The sequence below is a fragment of the Collinsella sp. TF09-1AT genome (assembly GCF_003436895.1).
GTDB lineage: Bacteria > Actinomycetota > Coriobacteriia > Coriobacteriales > Coriobacteriaceae > Collinsella.
Map to the genome: position 1 here is coordinate 128,461 of NZ_QSRC01000003.1, position 16,925 is coordinate 145,385.

Annotated in this window: 10 protein-coding genes and 1 tRNA gene; 8 read left to right on the plus strand and 3 right to left on the minus strand. The window is 59.3% G+C overall.

The features are described 5' to 3' along the window. The first annotated feature begins 32 nt into the window (after nt 1-32). Together DXC90_RS03755 and DXC90_RS03760 are read left to right on the plus strand one after the other, a co-directional pair. The gene (locus DXC90_RS03755; RefSeq protein ID WP_117734823.1) at nt 33-998 is read left to right on the plus strand and encodes a D-alanine--D-alanine ligase; all 966 of its coding nucleotides are present in this window, start codon (nt 33-35) and stop codon (nt 996-998) included. Further along, nucleotides 992-3,886, plus strand: a complete 2,895-nt coding sequence (locus DXC90_RS03760) for a helicase C-terminal domain-containing protein (RefSeq protein WP_117734824.1) — start codon at nt 992-994, stop codon at nt 3,884-3,886. Before DXC90_RS03755 ends, DXC90_RS03760 begins: the two co-directional genes overlap by 7 nt. On the opposite strand, the gene DXC90_RS03765 is transcribed toward DXC90_RS03760, so the two are convergent. Both DXC90_RS03765 and DXC90_RS03770 read right to left on the minus strand, forming a co-directional pair. Then, nucleotides 3,883-4,800, minus strand: a complete 918-nt coding sequence (locus DXC90_RS03765; RefSeq protein WP_117734825.1) for a YafY family protein — start codon at nt 4,798-4,800, stop codon at nt 3,883-3,885. The two genes, DXC90_RS03760 and DXC90_RS03765, sit on opposite strands and share 4 nt — an antisense overlap. Beyond that, nucleotides 4,787-5,809: a YafY family protein gene (locus tag DXC90_RS03770; RefSeq protein ID WP_117734826.1), complete on the minus strand. Its 1,023-nt coding sequence runs from the start codon at nt 5,807-5,809 to the stop codon at nt 4,787-4,789. The genes DXC90_RS03765 and DXC90_RS03770 overlap by 14 nt, the downstream gene beginning before the upstream one ends. A 198-nt stretch (nt 5,810-6,007) precedes the next feature. Here DXC90_RS03770 and DXC90_RS03775 point away from each other — a divergent pair, with 198 nt between their 5' ends. Both DXC90_RS03775 and DXC90_RS03780 read left to right on the plus strand, forming a co-directional pair. Next, entirely contained in the window at nt 6,008-9,205 is a 3,198-nt protein-coding gene (locus DXC90_RS03775; RefSeq protein ID WP_117734827.1) for a hypothetical protein, read from the plus strand. Nucleotides 9,206-9,226: 21 nt separating this feature from the next. Then, nucleotides 9,227-9,445 (plus strand): hypothetical protein, encoded by a 219-nt coding sequence (locus tag DXC90_RS03780; RefSeq protein WP_022094153.1) that lies wholly within the window; start codon nt 9,227-9,229, stop codon nt 9,443-9,445. Between the two features lie 66 nt (nt 9,446-9,511). On the opposite strand, the gene DXC90_RS03785 is transcribed toward DXC90_RS03780, so the two are convergent. Then, complete coding sequence (locus DXC90_RS03785) at nt 9,512-12,943, minus strand: SpaA isopeptide-forming pilin-related protein (protein WP_117734828.1); 3,432 nt, start codon at nt 12,941-12,943, stop codon at nt 9,512-9,514. A gap of 297 nt (nt 12,944-13,240) precedes the next feature. Here DXC90_RS03785 and DXC90_RS03790 point away from each other — a divergent pair. From DXC90_RS03790 to DXC90_RS03805, 4 genes are all read left to right on the plus strand, one after another. Continuing rightward, a tRNA-Gly gene (locus tag DXC90_RS03790) sits at nt 13,241-13,315 on the plus strand. Between the two features lie 555 nt (nt 13,316-13,870). Next, complete coding sequence (gene purB / locus DXC90_RS03795; RefSeq protein ID WP_055251306.1) at nt 13,871-15,217, plus strand: adenylosuccinate lyase; 1,347 nt, start codon at nt 13,871-13,873, stop codon at nt 15,215-15,217. A gap of 128 nt (nt 15,218-15,345) precedes the next feature. Further along, complete coding sequence (locus tag DXC90_RS03800) at nt 15,346-15,609, plus strand: TIGR03905 family TSCPD domain-containing protein (protein ID WP_117629999.1); 264 nt, start codon at nt 15,346-15,348, stop codon at nt 15,607-15,609. Further along, a complete protein-coding gene (locus DXC90_RS03805) occupies nt 15,609-16,820 on the plus strand; it encodes a twin-arginine translocation signal domain-containing protein (protein ID WP_117734829.1) in 1,212 nt (403 codons plus the stop codon). The genes DXC90_RS03800 and DXC90_RS03805 overlap by 1 nt, the downstream gene beginning before the upstream one ends. Nucleotides 16,821-16,925: the final 105 nt, after the last annotated feature.

The following is a 16,925-nucleotide window of genomic DNA, read 5'->3' on the forward strand; positions in this document are numbered from 1 at the left end:
AGCTGCAGAAATTATAGAGGAGGAGTCTGCCCATGCCGGGTAAAAGCCTAGAGAACATGCACGTAGCGGTCTTGGCGGGCGGTCATTCCGCCGAGCGCGAGATCTCGCTCAATTCGGGAAAGAACGTCGTGGCGGCACTGAAGGAAGCCGGCTACACCTCGGTGGAGCTGCTCGACACCGCCGCCGATGACTTTATGGTAACCATGGCGACCGGCGGTTTCGATGTGGCATTTATCTCCATGCACGGCGCCGGCGGTGAGGATGGCGCCATGCAGGGTGCCATGGAGACCCTGGGTATCCCCTACACGGCCTCGGGCGTGCTTGCCAGCGCCTGCGGTGCCGACAAGGAGGTCTCTAAGCTCCTGTACGCCAAGGCGGGCATTCCCATTGCCCCCGGCCTCGCGCTCGAGGTGGGCGATGAAGTCGATACCGATCATATCGTCGAGGTTTGTGGCGAGCGCTGCTTTGTGAAGCCGGCCGTCAACGGTTCCAGCTATGGCATTTCCCTGGTCCATGAGCCCTCCGAGCTGCCCGCGGCAATCGCCAAGGCGTTTGAGTACGGCGACAAAGTGCTGATCGAGAAGTGCATCGAGGGTACCGAGATCACCGTCGGCGTATACGGTGAGGACGACGTGCGCGCCCTGCCGATCGTCGAGATTCGTAAGCCCGAGGACTGCGAGTTCTACGACTTGGACGTAAAGTACGTCGATCCCGCTGACATCCATCGTATTCCGGCGCAGATCTCGCCCGAAAACTATGCGCGTGCCCAGGAACTTGCCTGTGCGGCCCATAGGGCACTCGGTTGCTTGGGCATCTCGCGCAGCGATTTTATCGTGAGCGAGGACGGCCCCGTTATCCTCGAGACCAATACCATTCCCGGCATGACCGATACGTCGCTGTATCCGGATGAAATCCGCCACACCGACGACATGACGTTCCCGCAGGTCTGTGACAGCCTGATCCGTATGGGTCTTCGTCGAGCGGGCATTGCATGCTAATCGAGGACGCGGTTTCGTCAGGAACGCCGCAGTTTGTCATCGACTCCTATGCCACGCTTGCCGAGCGCGCCAAAACCCAATCGTTTGGCCTTATCGAAGAGGACGTTATCGTCCTCGATACCGAGACCACGGGTCTTTCGGTACAGGACAACGAGTTAATTGAGATTTCCGCGGCCCGTCTTTCGGGCCGCGAGATCATCGACCGCTTCGATACCTTCGTGCATCCCAAGCAGCTGATTCCCGCCGAGATAACCGAGCTCACGAGCATTACAAATGCCGATGTGGCAGATGCCCCATCGGCCGTCGAGGCCGTGGCCGCTCTCGCCGAATTTGTCGGTGGCTGCCCGGTGATTGCGCATAACGCCACCTTCGACCGTTCGTTTATCGAGTCGGTCAAGGGCGGTGTCAACGTCAGCGACATCTGGATCGATTCGCTGGCACTGTCGCGCATCGCGCTTCCGCGCCTGGCATCGCATAAGCTGTCTTTCATGGCCGACCTGTTTGGCTGCGACTCGGTGTCGCACCGCGCCAACGCCGATGTCGACGCCCTGTGTGGTGTGTGGCGTGTGTTGCTCGTGGCGCTCGGGGACTTGCCTCAGGGCTTAATGGCGCGCCTGGCCGACATGCACCCCGACGTACCCTGGTCCTATCGTCCTATATTCTCATTCTTGGCGGGGCAGAACCCCGGTTCTATCTTCTCTCTCAGCGCCGCTCGTGCTGACGTTCTCAAGGCCGATCGCGCCGACGATCGGGTGGACGCCGACGAACTGCCGGTCCTCAAGATGCCGAGTCGTGAGGAGATTGAGGCAGACTATGCGCCGGGTGGCCTGGTCAATCGCATGTATCCCACCTACGAGCCGCGTGATGAGCAGATCGCGATGGCGCTCGAGGTCCGCGATGCGCTGGTCACGGGCACTCATCGTGTAATTGAGGCGGGCACAGGCGTCGGCAAATCGATGGCCTATCTGGTGCCTTTTGCCGAGGCAGCACGCCGCAACAACATCACGGTTGGTATCGCGACTAAATCGAATAATCTCGCCGACCAGCTCATGTATCATGAGCTGCCAAAACTTGCCGAGCAACTGGACGGAGGCCTATCGTTTTGCGCCCTCAAGGGCTATGACCACTATCCATGCTTGCGCAAGCTTGAGCGCATGAGCCGCGGCCAAGTCGAAATTACGACTAAGCGTGATCCTGCCGATACGCTTACGGCAGTCGCGGTCATCATGGCGTACGTCTGCCAATCAGCCGATGGCGACCTCGACTCGCTCGGCATTCGGTGGCGCAGCGTCAACCGCCCCGACTTTACGACGGCCTCGCGCGAGTGTGCTCGTCGCCTCTGCCCGTTTTTCCCTGATAAATGTTTGGTCCACGGCGCTCGCCGTCGTGCGGCGCATGCCGATGTGGTGGTCACCAACCATTCCCTGCTGTTCCGCAATGTCGCGGCCGAAGGCAGGATTTTGCCTCCGATTCGTCATTGGGTAATCGACGAGGCCCATTCCATCGAGCGCGAGGCTCGCCGTCAGTGGGCGCGCGTGGTGTCGGCGGACGAATCACGCGTTCTGTTTGAGCGCCTGGGCGGCTCGAGCACCGGCGCGCTAAGCCAGGTTTCCCGTGATTTGGCAGCCTCCGGGGGCTCTACGCTCTATCTGGGCCTTACTGCCAAAGCGACCTCGACGGTTGCGCGTGCGAGCATGGCGATCGCCGACGTGTTTGATGGCGTTCGCGAGCTCGGCCGCCGTGCCCGTGGGGGTTATGACAATGCCAATCTATGGATTGGCCCCGAGCTGCGCGAATCTGACGACTGGCATGATTTCTTGCAGTCGGCCTACACTGCCATCGACGCATTGGAACAAGCTGACAAGAGCGTCGACGCGTTGGTACAAGCCGTCGCCGCCGACAAGCCCGAGGTTGTTGTCGACCTGGGTGAAATCTCGCGCCGCCTGCACGAGCTGGCCGAGAACCTCAAGCTCATCATTGACGGTACCGATGAGCACTACGTGTATTCGTTGCAAGTCAATCGCAGGCTGCGTGCCGGCGGCGAGTCGATGACCGCGGAGCGTATCGATATTGGCGAGGCCTTGGCAACCGAGTGGCTGCCCGAGGTCCACACGGCTATCTTTGCATCGGCGACCATGACGGTTTCCAAGAGCTTTGAGCACTTTAACCACGCCGTCGGCCTCGATCGCATCAGTGCCTCGACATCCTCATCGCTGCACTTGGACTCGAGCTACGACTTCGATTCGAACATGGCTGTAGTCGTTGCGGGCGATATCCCCGATCCGCGCGATCGTGAGAGCTATCTTACGGCGCTCGAGCGTGTGCTGGTCGACGCGCATCTTGCCATGGGCGGCTCGGTGCTCACGCTGTTCACCAATCGGCGCGACATGGAAGACCTATACGCCCGCGTTGAGCCCAAGATGGCCCGTGCGGGTCTGGAACTCAACTGCCAGCAGCGCAACTCGTCCCCTCGCCGTCTGCGCGATCGCTTTATCAACGAACCGACCTCGTCACTCTTTGCGCTTAAGGCCTTTTGGGAAGGGTTTGACGCCAGCGGCGAGACGCTGCGCTGCGTCATCATTCCCAAGCTGCCGTTCTCGAGCCCCACAGACCCGCTCTCATGCGAGCGCAATCTGCGCGAAGATCGCGCTTGGGCGCGCTATTCGCTGCCCGAGGCGGTGCTTGAAGTCAAGCAGGCAGCCGGTCGCCTCATTCGCTCATCGACCGATTGCGGCGTACTCATCTTGGCCGACCCGCGCCTGGTGACGAAGGGCTACGGCAAGAAATTCTTAACGTCGCTGCCCACGAGTTCCTATCAGCGCATCGAATCGGCACAAATCGGGCACTATCTACAGCTGTGGCGCGCACGCCACGAACGGCGCCGCTAAAGCGGACAGACGAGGGATTTTGCCATATCGCACAGACGCTCTGACAAGGCGGGGTCATCCAAGATGCGGATGGCCCCGCCCGCTGCGATTACCTGGCTCAGTAGCCAACGCTCGGAGCCATAATGCACGGTTAGCGTTGCCGTGTCTGCCCCGCCGCGCTCGATGAGGGTGACGCCGGCCCAGTCCAGATGCTCCGCCATATCGAATGGCATCAAGAGCTTTGCGCTACGCTGCGTCCGGGCAAGGGAATCGTGGAGGGATGCAACGTCCGGTGCGTGAGGCACGACGGAGTCTTCCGTCAGGGCGAGTCCCTCGATTTTATCCATGCGATAGGTGCGCTGCTCATCGACCGCGATGTCCCAGGCAATCAGGTATGTTTGGTCGCCGTTTGCCGTAATGCGCAAGGGGTCGACCAGACGCTCGCGTGGCCGTGCATCGTCCATCGAGCGATACGAGATACGACAGCGAACGCCGTCCTGAATGGCGCAGCTCAGCTGCTGCCAGTGCGACCCGCGGTTGACGGTGTCAAAGACGCGCTGGTTATAGCCGAGCTCTTCGGGTAGAAGAGCAGATCGAATCCGAGCCGCCGTCTGCGGCTCGATCCCCAACGATTCAAGTTCATGGTTGAGCACAGCGCCCTCGGCGGCACTCAGGCGCAGCGGTAGCACACGCCCGGCGTCACCGGTGAGGACCACACGCTCGCCGTGGCATTCGCAGATGATGCGCGCACCCGATTCTCGATCAGCGAGCGTCGAGACGATCTCGAGAATCTCGTCGAGCGACACCCTCGTGATGTTAAAGCGACTGCAAATCTCGGTTCGAGTCATGCCGTTCTCGCCGGCGGCGTAGAGGGCCTCCATGATGTCGATGGCGCGCGAGAGCCTCTGCTCGCTGGTGAGTTTACGCACGGGCATGCTCGTGCACCGTCCTTTCAATGAGGTGGTTCCACGCCTGTTTGAGCAATTTTGGGGCCACGGGCCTCATGCCGTCCATGGCGTGGGCCATGCAAAATGAAGCGGCGGCTTCAAGGTCGCGCACGTCAACGGTCCAGGTCCATCCCAAATCGGTGTGTGCGAGCTCGCCGCGCCCGCGCGTGAGACCGTTGATCATATCGATCTGCGTCTGAGGGGCGAACGAGAACGTAGCTGCAACGGGCGGTCGGTCGGCAAAATCGAACTCAAAGAATAAGTAATCGTTGAGGTTGAAGTCCGCAGGGATGGCGTAGGCCTTCGAAGGACGCCAAGCGCGAACGATACGGTCGCAGCGGAATGTCCTGATGTCGTCGGTGACATTGTCGAGGCCGCAGAAGTACGCCACGCCCTCGCGCTCGAACATGCCGTAGACGCAAACGGTCCGCTCGCGTTGCTCGCCGCGTCCGTTTTGGTACAAAAAGCGCAGCGCGCAACGCTCGGCAAAGGCACTCCATACCGCATCGACGGCGGGAGAGCGGCGGATCGGTGCTTCGTCCACCGCCGTCCCACCGGTGAGGTAGGCAATTTTGGAGCGAATATCGGCAAGCGGTGCGGCAAAGGTGGAAGAGCCGGCCGCTAGCGTCTGGTCGATGGCGTTGAGTAGGATGTCGGCGTCGTCTGCGGTGATGAGGCCACCTGCGGCAAACGTGTGCTCGCGGTCGATTGTCCACGAGCTTTCCTCGGTCTCCTGCGCACCGGCGGGGCGAACCTCCTTGATTAAGATGCCACGCTCGAGCAGTTTGTCACGATCGCGCCGAAACTTGCGCTTATCCGAGTCGATGTTGCCCGAGCCATATCCCAGGTCAGAATCCAAGACGATCTGCTCGGTCGTCAGCGGTTCGGGAGAGCTGTTGAGCACAAAGAAAAGATTGAGGATGCGCTGAGCCGTTTTATCGAAACTGGGCTCCGAATTCCCTTTTTTAATTGTCGCGGTCGTGTCGCTTGCCGTCATAGAGTCCTCGCATGAGAAGGTGGTTTGCTGCCATGATTTTAGTCCGATATGGAGATTAGGCTATATCCTTGTCCGCTCGGGGCGTTAAGATGGCCCAATTTCGGTCGTTTGCGCTCGCTCGGGGTATACTTTCGACTATATACGGTTCTAATGTGCATGCATTGGGCCTATTTGTCGGATTATGGATGTGGAGCGCACATGGCGAACACCCAGAACTATATTAACCACCTGCTGCAGAACACCGGCATTACGCCGGCATGCAGTGAAGAAGAGCGCTTGGCTGCCGAGGATATCGCTCAGATCTTCCGCAACCACGGCTTTGATCCCGAGGTTCAGGAGTTCAATGCCCCGGCGCCCAGTAGGTTGGCATTTGCCGTTACCGGTATTCTTGCGTTTGCCGGCGCCCTGCTGATGGGCATCGGCGGCGGTATCGGCTTGGTCGGCACCTTGCTGGCCATTGTCGGTGCCGTGCTCTACGTGCTCGAGCGCACGGGCCACCCCGTGGTTTCGCGCCTGGGCAAGACGGGCGTGAGCCAAAATGTCATCGCCTACCACAAGGCCTCGGGCCCGCTTGCGTCTCCGCGCAACCGCCCGGTGGTCGTTGTCGCACACTACGACTCTCCCCGCGCTGAGCTGCTTGCCCGCGAGCCTTATGCTTCGTATCGTGCGCTCATCGCCAAGTTGTTGCCCGTTGCCACGGTTGCCCCCGCTGCCGTTGCCATCCTGCGTATCCTGCCGCTCCCCGGCGCGCTCAAGGTTCTGCTGTGGATTGTCGCGATCCTCGCTTCCCTCGTTGCACTTGCCAACGCGGCAAACATCATCTCTAACCGCCACATTCTTCCCTATACGTCCGGCGCGGTGTGCAACAAGTCTTCTGTCGCCGCTATGCTCGGCGTTATGGACAACGTTGCTCCCTTCCAGGGCGAAAACGAGTTTCCCGACGATGTTCCGTTCGATACCTATTTTGGGGAGCAAAAGCGTCGTGCCGAGGAAATGGCGCGCGCAGCGGCGGAGTATGCCGCGGCCCAGCAGCAAAACGACTACGGCAACACCATCGAGTATGAAGAGCCCACCTACGCCGAGGACGAGTTCGGTCAGCCGATTGCTCCCGACGCTCAGGCCGAGCCCGAACAGGGTGAGGCTTTCGACGAGCAGATCGAGGGCTTTGAGGGTGCGTCTGCCGACGAGACGCTGATTGGCGCCATTGTGCCCGAGGATCAGAATCAGGCTGTCCAGGCCGAAGAGTTCAATGACGAGGTTCCCGCTGTCGAGCCGGCGGAGGAGCCTGTCGCGCCCGACCCCGAGCCCAAGCTCTATCGCAATGCCGCCGGCAACATCCGTTTTGGTTCGGATGCCATCCGTGCTCTCGGAATGCTTCCCGAGTCCTGCACGCTCGATTACGAGGAGGGCGAGGAGCCGACGTTTGAGTCCGAGCCTGTCCCCGTCGTGACTGCGCCTGCGCCCGTTGCCACCGTGGATGATGAGTCTGCCGCGGTGGCCGCTGCCGTTGCCGAGCCCGAGACAGTGTCCGCGATCGATCCCGCTGCAGGACTGGACGTTTTGGCTCCCGCCGCGCCGGCGCAAGACGTTGCGGACGAGTCTGACGACGATTACGTTGAACAGCCGAGGCTCGTGTCTTACGAGAGCGATACTGATTTCTCAGCCGAGATTCCCGCGGCAACGCCCCATGCCGATATCGCATCCGCGTTCTCTTCGATTGGCGCCAGCGCTTCCAACTTCTTTAAGAGTGCGCTTGCAAAGGGCAAGAAATTTGTCGACGATTTCGAGGAGAAGCGCGCTGCCGCACGCGAGGCTGCCGAGCAGGAGGCTATCGCTCAGCAGCAGGCAGCCGAGGCGGCACGTGAGCTCGCGGCGCAAGAGTTCGAGCAGAACGAGGCTATGCAGTCCGTGCCCGTCGATGCCGCCGAAGCTACAACGTCCTTTGAGTCCCAGCAGCCGACGTCCGCGGATATTGTTGAGGCGACAACGTCTTTCGAGGCTCAACAGCACGTCGATAGCACCATGTCGTTTGATGCCGCGCAGTTCGATTCCACGATAACGTTTGAAAAGCAAGGCACCGCGATCGCCGAGCCCCTTCCTGTTTCCGATGAGCAGGGCGATGCGGCAGACGATGACGAGCCTATTGATGCCGCCGAAATCCAAGATGCCGCCGAGGACGAGCCCGTCGAGGCCAACTCTGACGAAGAGCAATACGCGACAGCCGAGCAAGATGATTCGACCGAGGTCGAGCAGGAGGAAGTGCCTGCGGTTTCCGAGGCTCCCGAGATAGATGAGTCGAGGCCTTACTCCACGCAGATTTTCACCATGCCGACCCCGAGTGGTTCCGGTGCCACGGTTGCCGATGTTGCTCCCACCCAGGACGAAACGGTCGATTCCCTTATGGCCCAGATTTCCTCCCAGGCATCGCCGCGTCCGCAGATGAATGTTCCCGATCCGGCGTCGGCTCCGTCGCCTGCACCTTCCTCGTCTCCGTTGGTTTCGGTCCCCGATCCGTCGCTGCCGTCGATGAAGCAGGCAAACGTTGCGTCTCGCACGTCGCTGTTCGACCTTCCCGACCCCTCCGCACAGGTCAACGACCCCTTTGCTACCGCTCAGGGTCCCGAACCCACATCGGCACCCGTTGCGCCTCCTATGCCCGTTGCGTCGGGCGCTCAGCCGATCGAGACTATTTCGGCTCCCGCCCCGGCGGCACCCAAGTCTCGCAAGCGCGGCCTGGGCGGCCTGTTCGGTCGTAAAAAGAAAAACGAACAGGACAGCATGAGTGATTGGCTGGGCGTCGAAGACGATTACGATGCCAAGAAGTCCGGTCGCGGCATCGGTTCGTGGGATAATTTCGAGGACGATAACGATGGCTGGAAGGGCGGCGCTACGTCTTCCGACGGCGCTTCTTCCGAAGATATGCTCTCGGCTGTCGCCTCTATGGGCGATGATGAGCTGCTCGGTCACGATATCTGGTTTGTGGCAACGGGCGCCTCGGATTGTGATGGCGCCGGTATGAAGGCCTTCTTGGCTTCGCATCGCGATAAGCTCCGCGGCGTATTCTTCATCAATCTTGAATCCGTCGGCGCCGGTAGGCTTTCGGTGGTGACGATTGAGGGCGAACAGCAGCTGCTCAAGGGCGATCGCCGCATCATGAACCTGGTCAGCAAGGTGTGCAAGTCGTTCCATGTCGATTGTGGCGCGCTCGAGATGCCCTATGCCAAGACCGATGCCTACTCCGCGCTCGAGGCGAGCCGCCGAGCCCTCACCATCGCCGGCGTGGACGGCACGCGCCTGGCTTGCGCTCGTACCGAGGACGACCTGCCCCACAATGTCAACCCGACGAACATTGCCACGGTATCCGAGGTCGTGACCGAGGTTATCCGCCGTTCGTAGACGGAGCTCTAAGGAGTCAACGTGTTTTCGTATATTAAGCGCCATTGGCCTGTCTACGTGATTTTGACCTTGATCGCCATTGCGTTAGGATTTGGGGCTGCCTACATCGTGGGTGCGAAGGGCTCGACCCCCGCCTCCGCAATCAGCGAAGAGGTGGAGCAAGAACAGAGCACGGGTGCCGATGGGATTCCTGAGTCCGAGCAGGCAATCGTTGATGGTGGATCTTCGTCTGCAGAGTAGATACGGCGATTTAAATGATTGAAAGCGGGCGAGCCGGGGGACTGGCGCGCCCGCTTTTTTATCGCGCTAGAGCTTCTTTGGGATCGACCTAAGGCGAGCGAACCATATGGCTGCGGCACCCGAGGTAAGGAGCGCGGTGATGCAAGCGGCGATGGGAACTGATCCTGTTGCCGGTAGGTCCTGCGGTAGGGTACAGCGTTGAATGACACGGTCCTCGTCATGTGACTCAAGTTTATCGCCGCCGCCGTTGCGGCAAAGATCGACGCGCGCGCTGTTGGTGAGTGCGGTTTGGGGCGTATAAGCCGACGTTGCCTGCATGTGCACGACTGCGCCCCGAGCGTCTGTGCCAAGGATTGCTTTGGCATCGTCAAGGTCGTCGTGCTCATCTTTGAGATCATCGCGGGTCCAGGAATCTGCATCGCTTCGAGTCGTAAAGTTGGCGGCTACTGCACCGTATTCAATGCGAATACCCGTTACGACGGTATTGGATGCAAGGTCGAGTTCTTTCGCCTCGAGTGTGGTGGATTCCGTGGTCGAGACATCCGCCTTCCAGAGGTGCCAGCCGTCGTAATCGACGAGGCGGCAGTCCTCACCAAGGCTCTCCTTTACCTCGTCGGACTCAAGCCAAGGATTTTCGTGCCCATCGTCAAGTGTCGCGTTTGCCGGCTCATCGACGTCTGTCGAGTCCAACGGCGTCGTGCGATACCACACGTTGCACAGACCGTTGAGGTCGCCGATGGCGACGGGAGTTTCGATTGAGACGAATCTCGCCGCATCGTCCTCGGCACACTCAAGATCATCGGTAATTGTGAACTCATCAACCCAGGTAGCTGAATCGTTTCGAGCGTCGATGGTATAGGAGAAAAGTCCGTCCGTATTGGTTTGCGTTGCGGCGCGATTTTTACCATCGCCGTTGGCCAGCAGACCCTTCCCGATAGGTTGGACAAGCTCCTGACGCTTGTCGACCTGTCCTTTGATCTCGATGGGCGCATCCTTCATCGCGACGGATTGGACTTCTCCCGTATCCTTTATTTCAAACGTTATCTCCTCGGCAAGGTCATAGGTCCGCGGAGACATCATTTCGCGCAACGAGTAGGTGCCGGGTGCAAGATGTTCGACGCGGTGCGGCTTGTCGGATGAGGTCCAGGAGTCTATTTCGGTTTTATCGGGACCATATAAGGTGAGTTGTGCGCCTTTCACTTCCTGCTCTCCGCTTGCATCGACCTTGGAGATATCAACCTTGGTGTAATCGTTGGATAGTTTAAGCCGCGCTTCTACAACGGGCGTTTTTTGGTCGGCATAAGTAAGGTCGACAATATGGGATGTCCGATCGAGCAAGAAGCCTGCCGGCGCTTGAGTCTCGACAACCTCGTAGCGCGCGGTACCAGATCCCAGCGGGAGGTCGTCCGCGCGTGCTTTTCCAGCTTCATCCGTAATGACAGTAGCGACAGTCTCACCGTCGAGCGCGGCAATGCTACCGTCGGGGCGCACGATATCACCCGAGGCGCGGATCTCAAAGATGGCGCCCGCGAGGCTGCTGCCGTCTACGGCATCGGTTTTAACGATCCTGATGTTTCCGGTCGCGGCGTGGTCATAATACGAGGCGATTGCAACGGGCGTTAGGTTCATGTCGGCGGGTATGTTTACCTCGATCTCTTCGCCGACAAGATAGGGATCTTTGGCCGAGGTTTCGCGTACATAATAGGTGCCCGGCACGAGCGATTCGGGCAGTGTGATGGTCCCGGTCGCGTCAGTCGTAAAGGTGTCCATTACGTTATGTGCTGGATACCAGCAAGTTTGTGAGACAGGTTCGTGATTGCTGTCTAGTAGTTGGAAGGTGAATCCGGCTAGTGGAACAGAAGCGCCTGTTTGGGCATCGCGTTTTACAATTTGGAGATGCGTCGACAGAGCGTGGTTGTCCACGATATATTGAAGCTCGGCGTCGTCGGAAATCTGATTGGCCTCGACGGTCCATTCCCCTGCACGTTTAAAACCCTCGGGGACGGTTTCCGGAACCTCGCGAACGGTGTAGCCGGCGCGGTCGTATGGGATGGCTCCGTGGACACCGGCGGGTCGCTTGCCTGCGCCAAACCATGCTTCTGACTGATCTTTGGTGGAGGCAAAGCCATAGATGTTTGTGGTCAGCGTGCCAACAACCTGCTGAGAGCTGTTGCTGACAACCTCAAAGACAACACCTCCTGCCGGCTGCTCCAGGCCGGATTGATCGCTATTGCCGTAGTCCTTGAATTTGGAAATCTCAAGGTCAAACGCAATGGGGATATCGGAAACGCGAGATTCGATCTCGACCACGCCTGAATCGCCGAGCTGGTCGGCTCCAACGGTATAGGTCCAGCTGTCATTGGATGGCAGGTAGCCCTCGGGGGCTTTTGATTCATAGATGGTAAAGGTTCCTAGGGGGACATCGGTGAGGGTGGCTCGACCGCTTTCGTCGGTCGTGAGGATTTGCGCCCATCCGGGGGTTGATTGCGACACACACGTGAACTCTGCTCCTGCGAGTGAAGATCCCACCTGGGGGCCGGCATTCGTCGCGGCATCGAGTTTTACGATACACAGGTTGATGGTGCCGGGCTGTTCATCAATGGTGACCTGTCCACCGTCATTCCCCGTGGTAAAGGCGATGCGATCACGACGGGGGACATAGCCGGCCGGCGCCTTCGTTTCAACTAGGTAGTATGCCGTATTGGGCAGAAGTGCTGCCTGCGCTCGACCGTTGCCGTCCATCTGGATGGTGCCGACACGTGCGTCGCTGGCGCTCTCAAAAACATCGAATGTTGCCCCGTCAAACTGATAGGTATTGTTTCCGCTGGTAATAACGGTGTTCGCAGACTGCTTTTGGAAGGAAACAGAGACCGCCGGCAGTACATAGAGCATGTCTTGACGTTTGCTGCCGCCCGATACGGTTCCTAAATAGCGCCGCGCGCGGTGTGGAGCGGCTTTGATGCTTCCTGATTTTGCGTTGTCGTGGAGCCACCGCGCAGCCGCCACGACTTCATTGTCGGCGGTAAAGTGCCCACTCTTGGTTTTGCCCTGAGCGGTCGTGTAGGAGTAGGTGCCGTCGACATGGGTAGTGCCGTTGAGCATCCATACGGCAAGCTGGGTGGCGGCGCGGCCGCGATCTGGTGAAAGATGATAACCGCCAAACGACGTGGCGGTAGGATATCCGTGACAAACGATTGCCGCGAACTCGTCGTCGAGCCACACCCAGCCTTGATCAAAGTTGAGCCATGGGCCGCCCGGCTTGGTGGGCCCGGGGCGTTCCTGGTTCATGCAGTAGGCAATCGAGGCGTCCTGAGCTTCATATTTGCCGATGAAGAAGGGTCCACAATCATCGCTAATGGTGCGGAAGCCGAGCTGATCGTAGCCATCGACGGCAAATGCGGCTCCCGGTGCCAGGCAGCCGAAAAGCAGGAAGAGGAGTAGGAGCAGCGGACCTGTTGCGATTGCGCTGTGGACAGAGTGCGTGGGTGCGTTGGACATGGCTGCTCCTTATCCCTCGTGCGCCGCACGGGGAGGCTGCGGCGCGTAGGATGAGGCTACAGCCGAGGTTCATGCGGGTAAGTACCGGAGCCTGACCAAAAGCTTGCCCAATTCCTGACAAATTGAGCTCAAATACAACAATCAGACAAAAGCGCAGGTAGAAGATAGGGAGAACAGGAGGTCAAAGGTCCTCGTCTCCACAATTGATGTGATATTCAAACGAATCTCCACAGCTAAAACAAGCATCGCCACCCTTGTATCGAACAAGACAACCGCGTTATACTAGCCAACACACAAGCGGGCATCGCCAAGTGGTAAGGCATCAGCTTCCCAAGCTGACACTCGCGGGTTCGAGTCCCGTTGCCCGCTCCAGTTAAGAGCACAAGCACGGCACCATCACGGTGCCGTGCTTTTTTCAATAAAGTGCCGGGACTCGAACCCGACAGGGTGCGAGCGTAAAGCAAACGCGAAGCGTTTGTAGCGAGCAGGCGAAGGCGCCGGCAGGCGCCTGAAGCCGGTGCGGATTTGCGAAGCAAATACGCGGACGTCCCGTTGCCCGCTCCCCCAGCAAAGGGAGACGCTGGGACACACGGCTCGACCGGGTCTCCTTCAGCGGTTCCGTGGACCGGAGCATGCCGACCGCAGCCGGTGCGGATTTGCGAAGCAAATACGCGGACGTCCCGTTGCCCGCTCCATCGAGCGTGGGAGACCTCGGGACGGCCAATTCAACAAAGCCTCCCCATCGTCTCCGTGAATCCGAGGAGATCGCCCACAGCCGGTGCGCGTCCGCGACGCGGGCGCGCGGACGTCCCGTTGCCCGCTCCAATTCCAAAATGTTAGGTTCATGCCTACTGTCCATACTCGCACCCGCGCACGGTACAATGGTTGGGTTACGACCAACGTGCCAATAACCAAAAAGGAGCCGCTATGATCGATCGCTATACCCGCCCGGAGATGGGACACATCTTCTCCCTCGAGAATAAGTACGCCATTTGGCAGGAGATCGAGGTCCTGGCCTGTGAGGCCCAGGCGGAGCTCGGCAAGATCGGCATTTCTAAAGACGAAGCCCAGTGGATCCGCGACCACGCCAACTTTGAGAAGGCAAAGGTCGACGAGATCGAGGAAGTCACGCGCCACGACGTTATTGCTTTCCTGACCAACATGAAGGAGTACATCGACGCCGATGTCCCCGAGGGCGACCCCAAGCCCAGCCGCTGGGTTCACTATGGCATGACCAGCTCCGACCTGGGCGATACGGCTCTGTGCTACCAGCTCACCCAGGCCTGTGACCTGATTATCGAGGACGTCAAAAAACTCGGCGAGATTTGCAAGCGCCGCGCCTTCGAGGAGCGCAACACGCTCTGTGCCGGTCGCACCCATGGCATCCATGCCGAGCCGATGACCTTCGGTATGAAGTTTGGCTCTTGGGCATGGGAGCTCAAGCGCGATCTGGATCGTCTTGAGGACGCCCGCAAGAACGTTGCCTTTGGCGCTATCTCGGGTGCCGTCGGTACCTATAGCTCCATCGAGCCGTTTGTCGAGGAATATGTCTGCGAGCACCTGGGTCTGGTTCACGATCCGCTGTCCACGCAGGTCATCAGCCGCGACCATCATGCCTACCTGGCCGGCGTCCTTGCCACTACAGCGGCCACCTGCGAGCGCATTGCTACCGAGGTCCGCAACCTGCAGAAGACCGATACGCTCGAGGCCGAGGAGCCTTTCCGCAAGGGCCAAAAGGGCAGCTCCGCCATGCCGCACAAGCGCAACCCCATCACCATGGAGAAGGTCTGTGGCCTGTCGCGCGTCGTGAAGTCCAATGCCCAGGTTGCCTTCGACAATGTCGCCCTGTGGCATGAGCGCGACATTTCGCACTCCTCTGCCGAGCGCGTCGCCCAGGCCGATAGCTTTATCGCACTCGACCACATGTTCCAGTGCCTTATCCGCGTTATCGACGGCCTGCAGCTGTATCCGGCTCGCATGATGGCCAACCTCAACAAGACTCGCGGCCTCATCTTCTCCTCCAAGGTCCTGCTGGCCCTCGTCGATACGGGCATCACCCGCGAGGATGCCTATGCCATCGTGCAGGAAAACGCCATGGCTACCTGGCACGAGGTGCAGGATTGCGTCTCCGGTCCCACCTTTAAGGAGCGTCTCGAGGCCGACCCGCGCTGCACCGTCAGCCAGGAGAAGCTCGACGAGATCTTTGATCCGTGGGACTTCCTCACCCGTATCGACACGGTCTTCGATCGCCTGGAGCAGCTGAGCTTCGAGTAGGTTCGGGCATAACGTTAGCTTTTTAGGGCGCTTTGCTGGTAATGTGTGTTGCCGGCAAAGCGCCTCGTTGCATTTAGGGAAAGACGGGGATAATAGTCGTCTCGAATAACATTCTGAGAGAGGATCGCATGATTTCGTTTGATTACAAGCCTCAGGGCGTGTGTGCTCGCAATATTCACCTTGACCTGTCCGATGACGGCAACAAGGTGGTGGGCGTCGAGTTTACCGGTGGCTGCAACGGCAATCTCAAGGCTATCTCCAAGCTGGTCGAGGGCGCTCCTGCCGATCGCGTCATCGAGGTTCTCGCTGGTAATACCTGCGGTATGAAGAAGACTTCTTGCGCCGATCAGCTCACGCGCGCTATCGAGGCCGCTCGCGCCGAGATCGCCTAATGAGTATCGCCGACCAGATCAAGAACGGAATATCGCGCCGCGGCTTTGTGCTCGGAGGGGCTGCCGCGGGCGCTGCCACGGTGCTTGCCGGATGCTCAAAGAAAACGGGTACCAGCGACGACGCTGCCGGCGAGCCACAGGTTATCAAAGACGACTCAAAGATTGTCTCGATTACGGATGAGTACGAAGCTGTTGATATCGATCTTGAGCCTGCGGCCTCGTGGACGCTGCCGCTGGGCACGCTACTGTACTACTGCGATGGTGACTACGCTGCCGCGATGATGGCGCCTGCTTCTGCCCTGCATGCCAATACGCTTGGTGTGCTCAACCTGGGCGATGGCTCGCTCACGACGCTTATCGAGGATCCCGTCGAAGGTACGGGATATTCGTTTTACGATGTCCGCGCCGGCGATGGCGTGTTTGCTTGGGTCGAGATGAACTTTGCGAACTCGTCATGGAAGCTCTATGCGCAAAGTATGGCAGGCGCGTCGCTTGTCGGAGATGTGGTTGAGCTCGACCGAGGCGGCAAGGACTACGATCCGCCGATGTTTACGGCGTTCGAATCGTCTGTCATTTGGTACAAGATGCCCTCAACGGGCGGAAATAAGACGAGTAGCGATTCGTATTGCTACCGCCGTTCGCTCGATGAGGCAAAGGTCGAGACCATTTGGAAGTCAACGGGTCGCTTTGCATCTGCCCCGCGCGTGAGTGACGGTATCTTGACCATATCCCCGCGCGTGCGCAATGACGAGGGTGTCTACTACGGCATGACGGCGATTGACCTGACGGACGGCAACAATACCAAAAGGGCTCAGCTGGTCCTTCCCTCCTCGGTGTCTCCCTTTGAGGCCGTATATATGGGTGACACATTTGTGTTCTCCATCGAGGCGACCTATAACGGCGTGGGAAGTCTTGGAAACATGGGCACCTATATTGGCAACGAGAACGGGACCTTCCTATTCCTGTCGCGTGAGCCGCTTGCATGTGCTGCCGGCAGGAAGAACAAATATCTGGTTAAGGTTCAGGCATCGCATTTTCTGATCGATACCTCCGCCAAAACCTATGGCTCGCTGCTGTCGCCCGACCGCGCCCTTGAATATGGCGATTATCCAGCTACGGCGGGTAAATCGAATACGTTTTTGACCTATGCCACGGTACGCAACAGCCAGGGAATCCCCGAGACGGTCACTGCCCGCCTATTCTCTCTTTAGTACCGAGGGGTTAAAAAGGCGCCAACGGGGGAATAAACGCGTTGTAATTGTGAGTACCGCCCGCCGAGCCGCCGCACTGCAGCGGTGCTCGGTGGGCATAGGTGC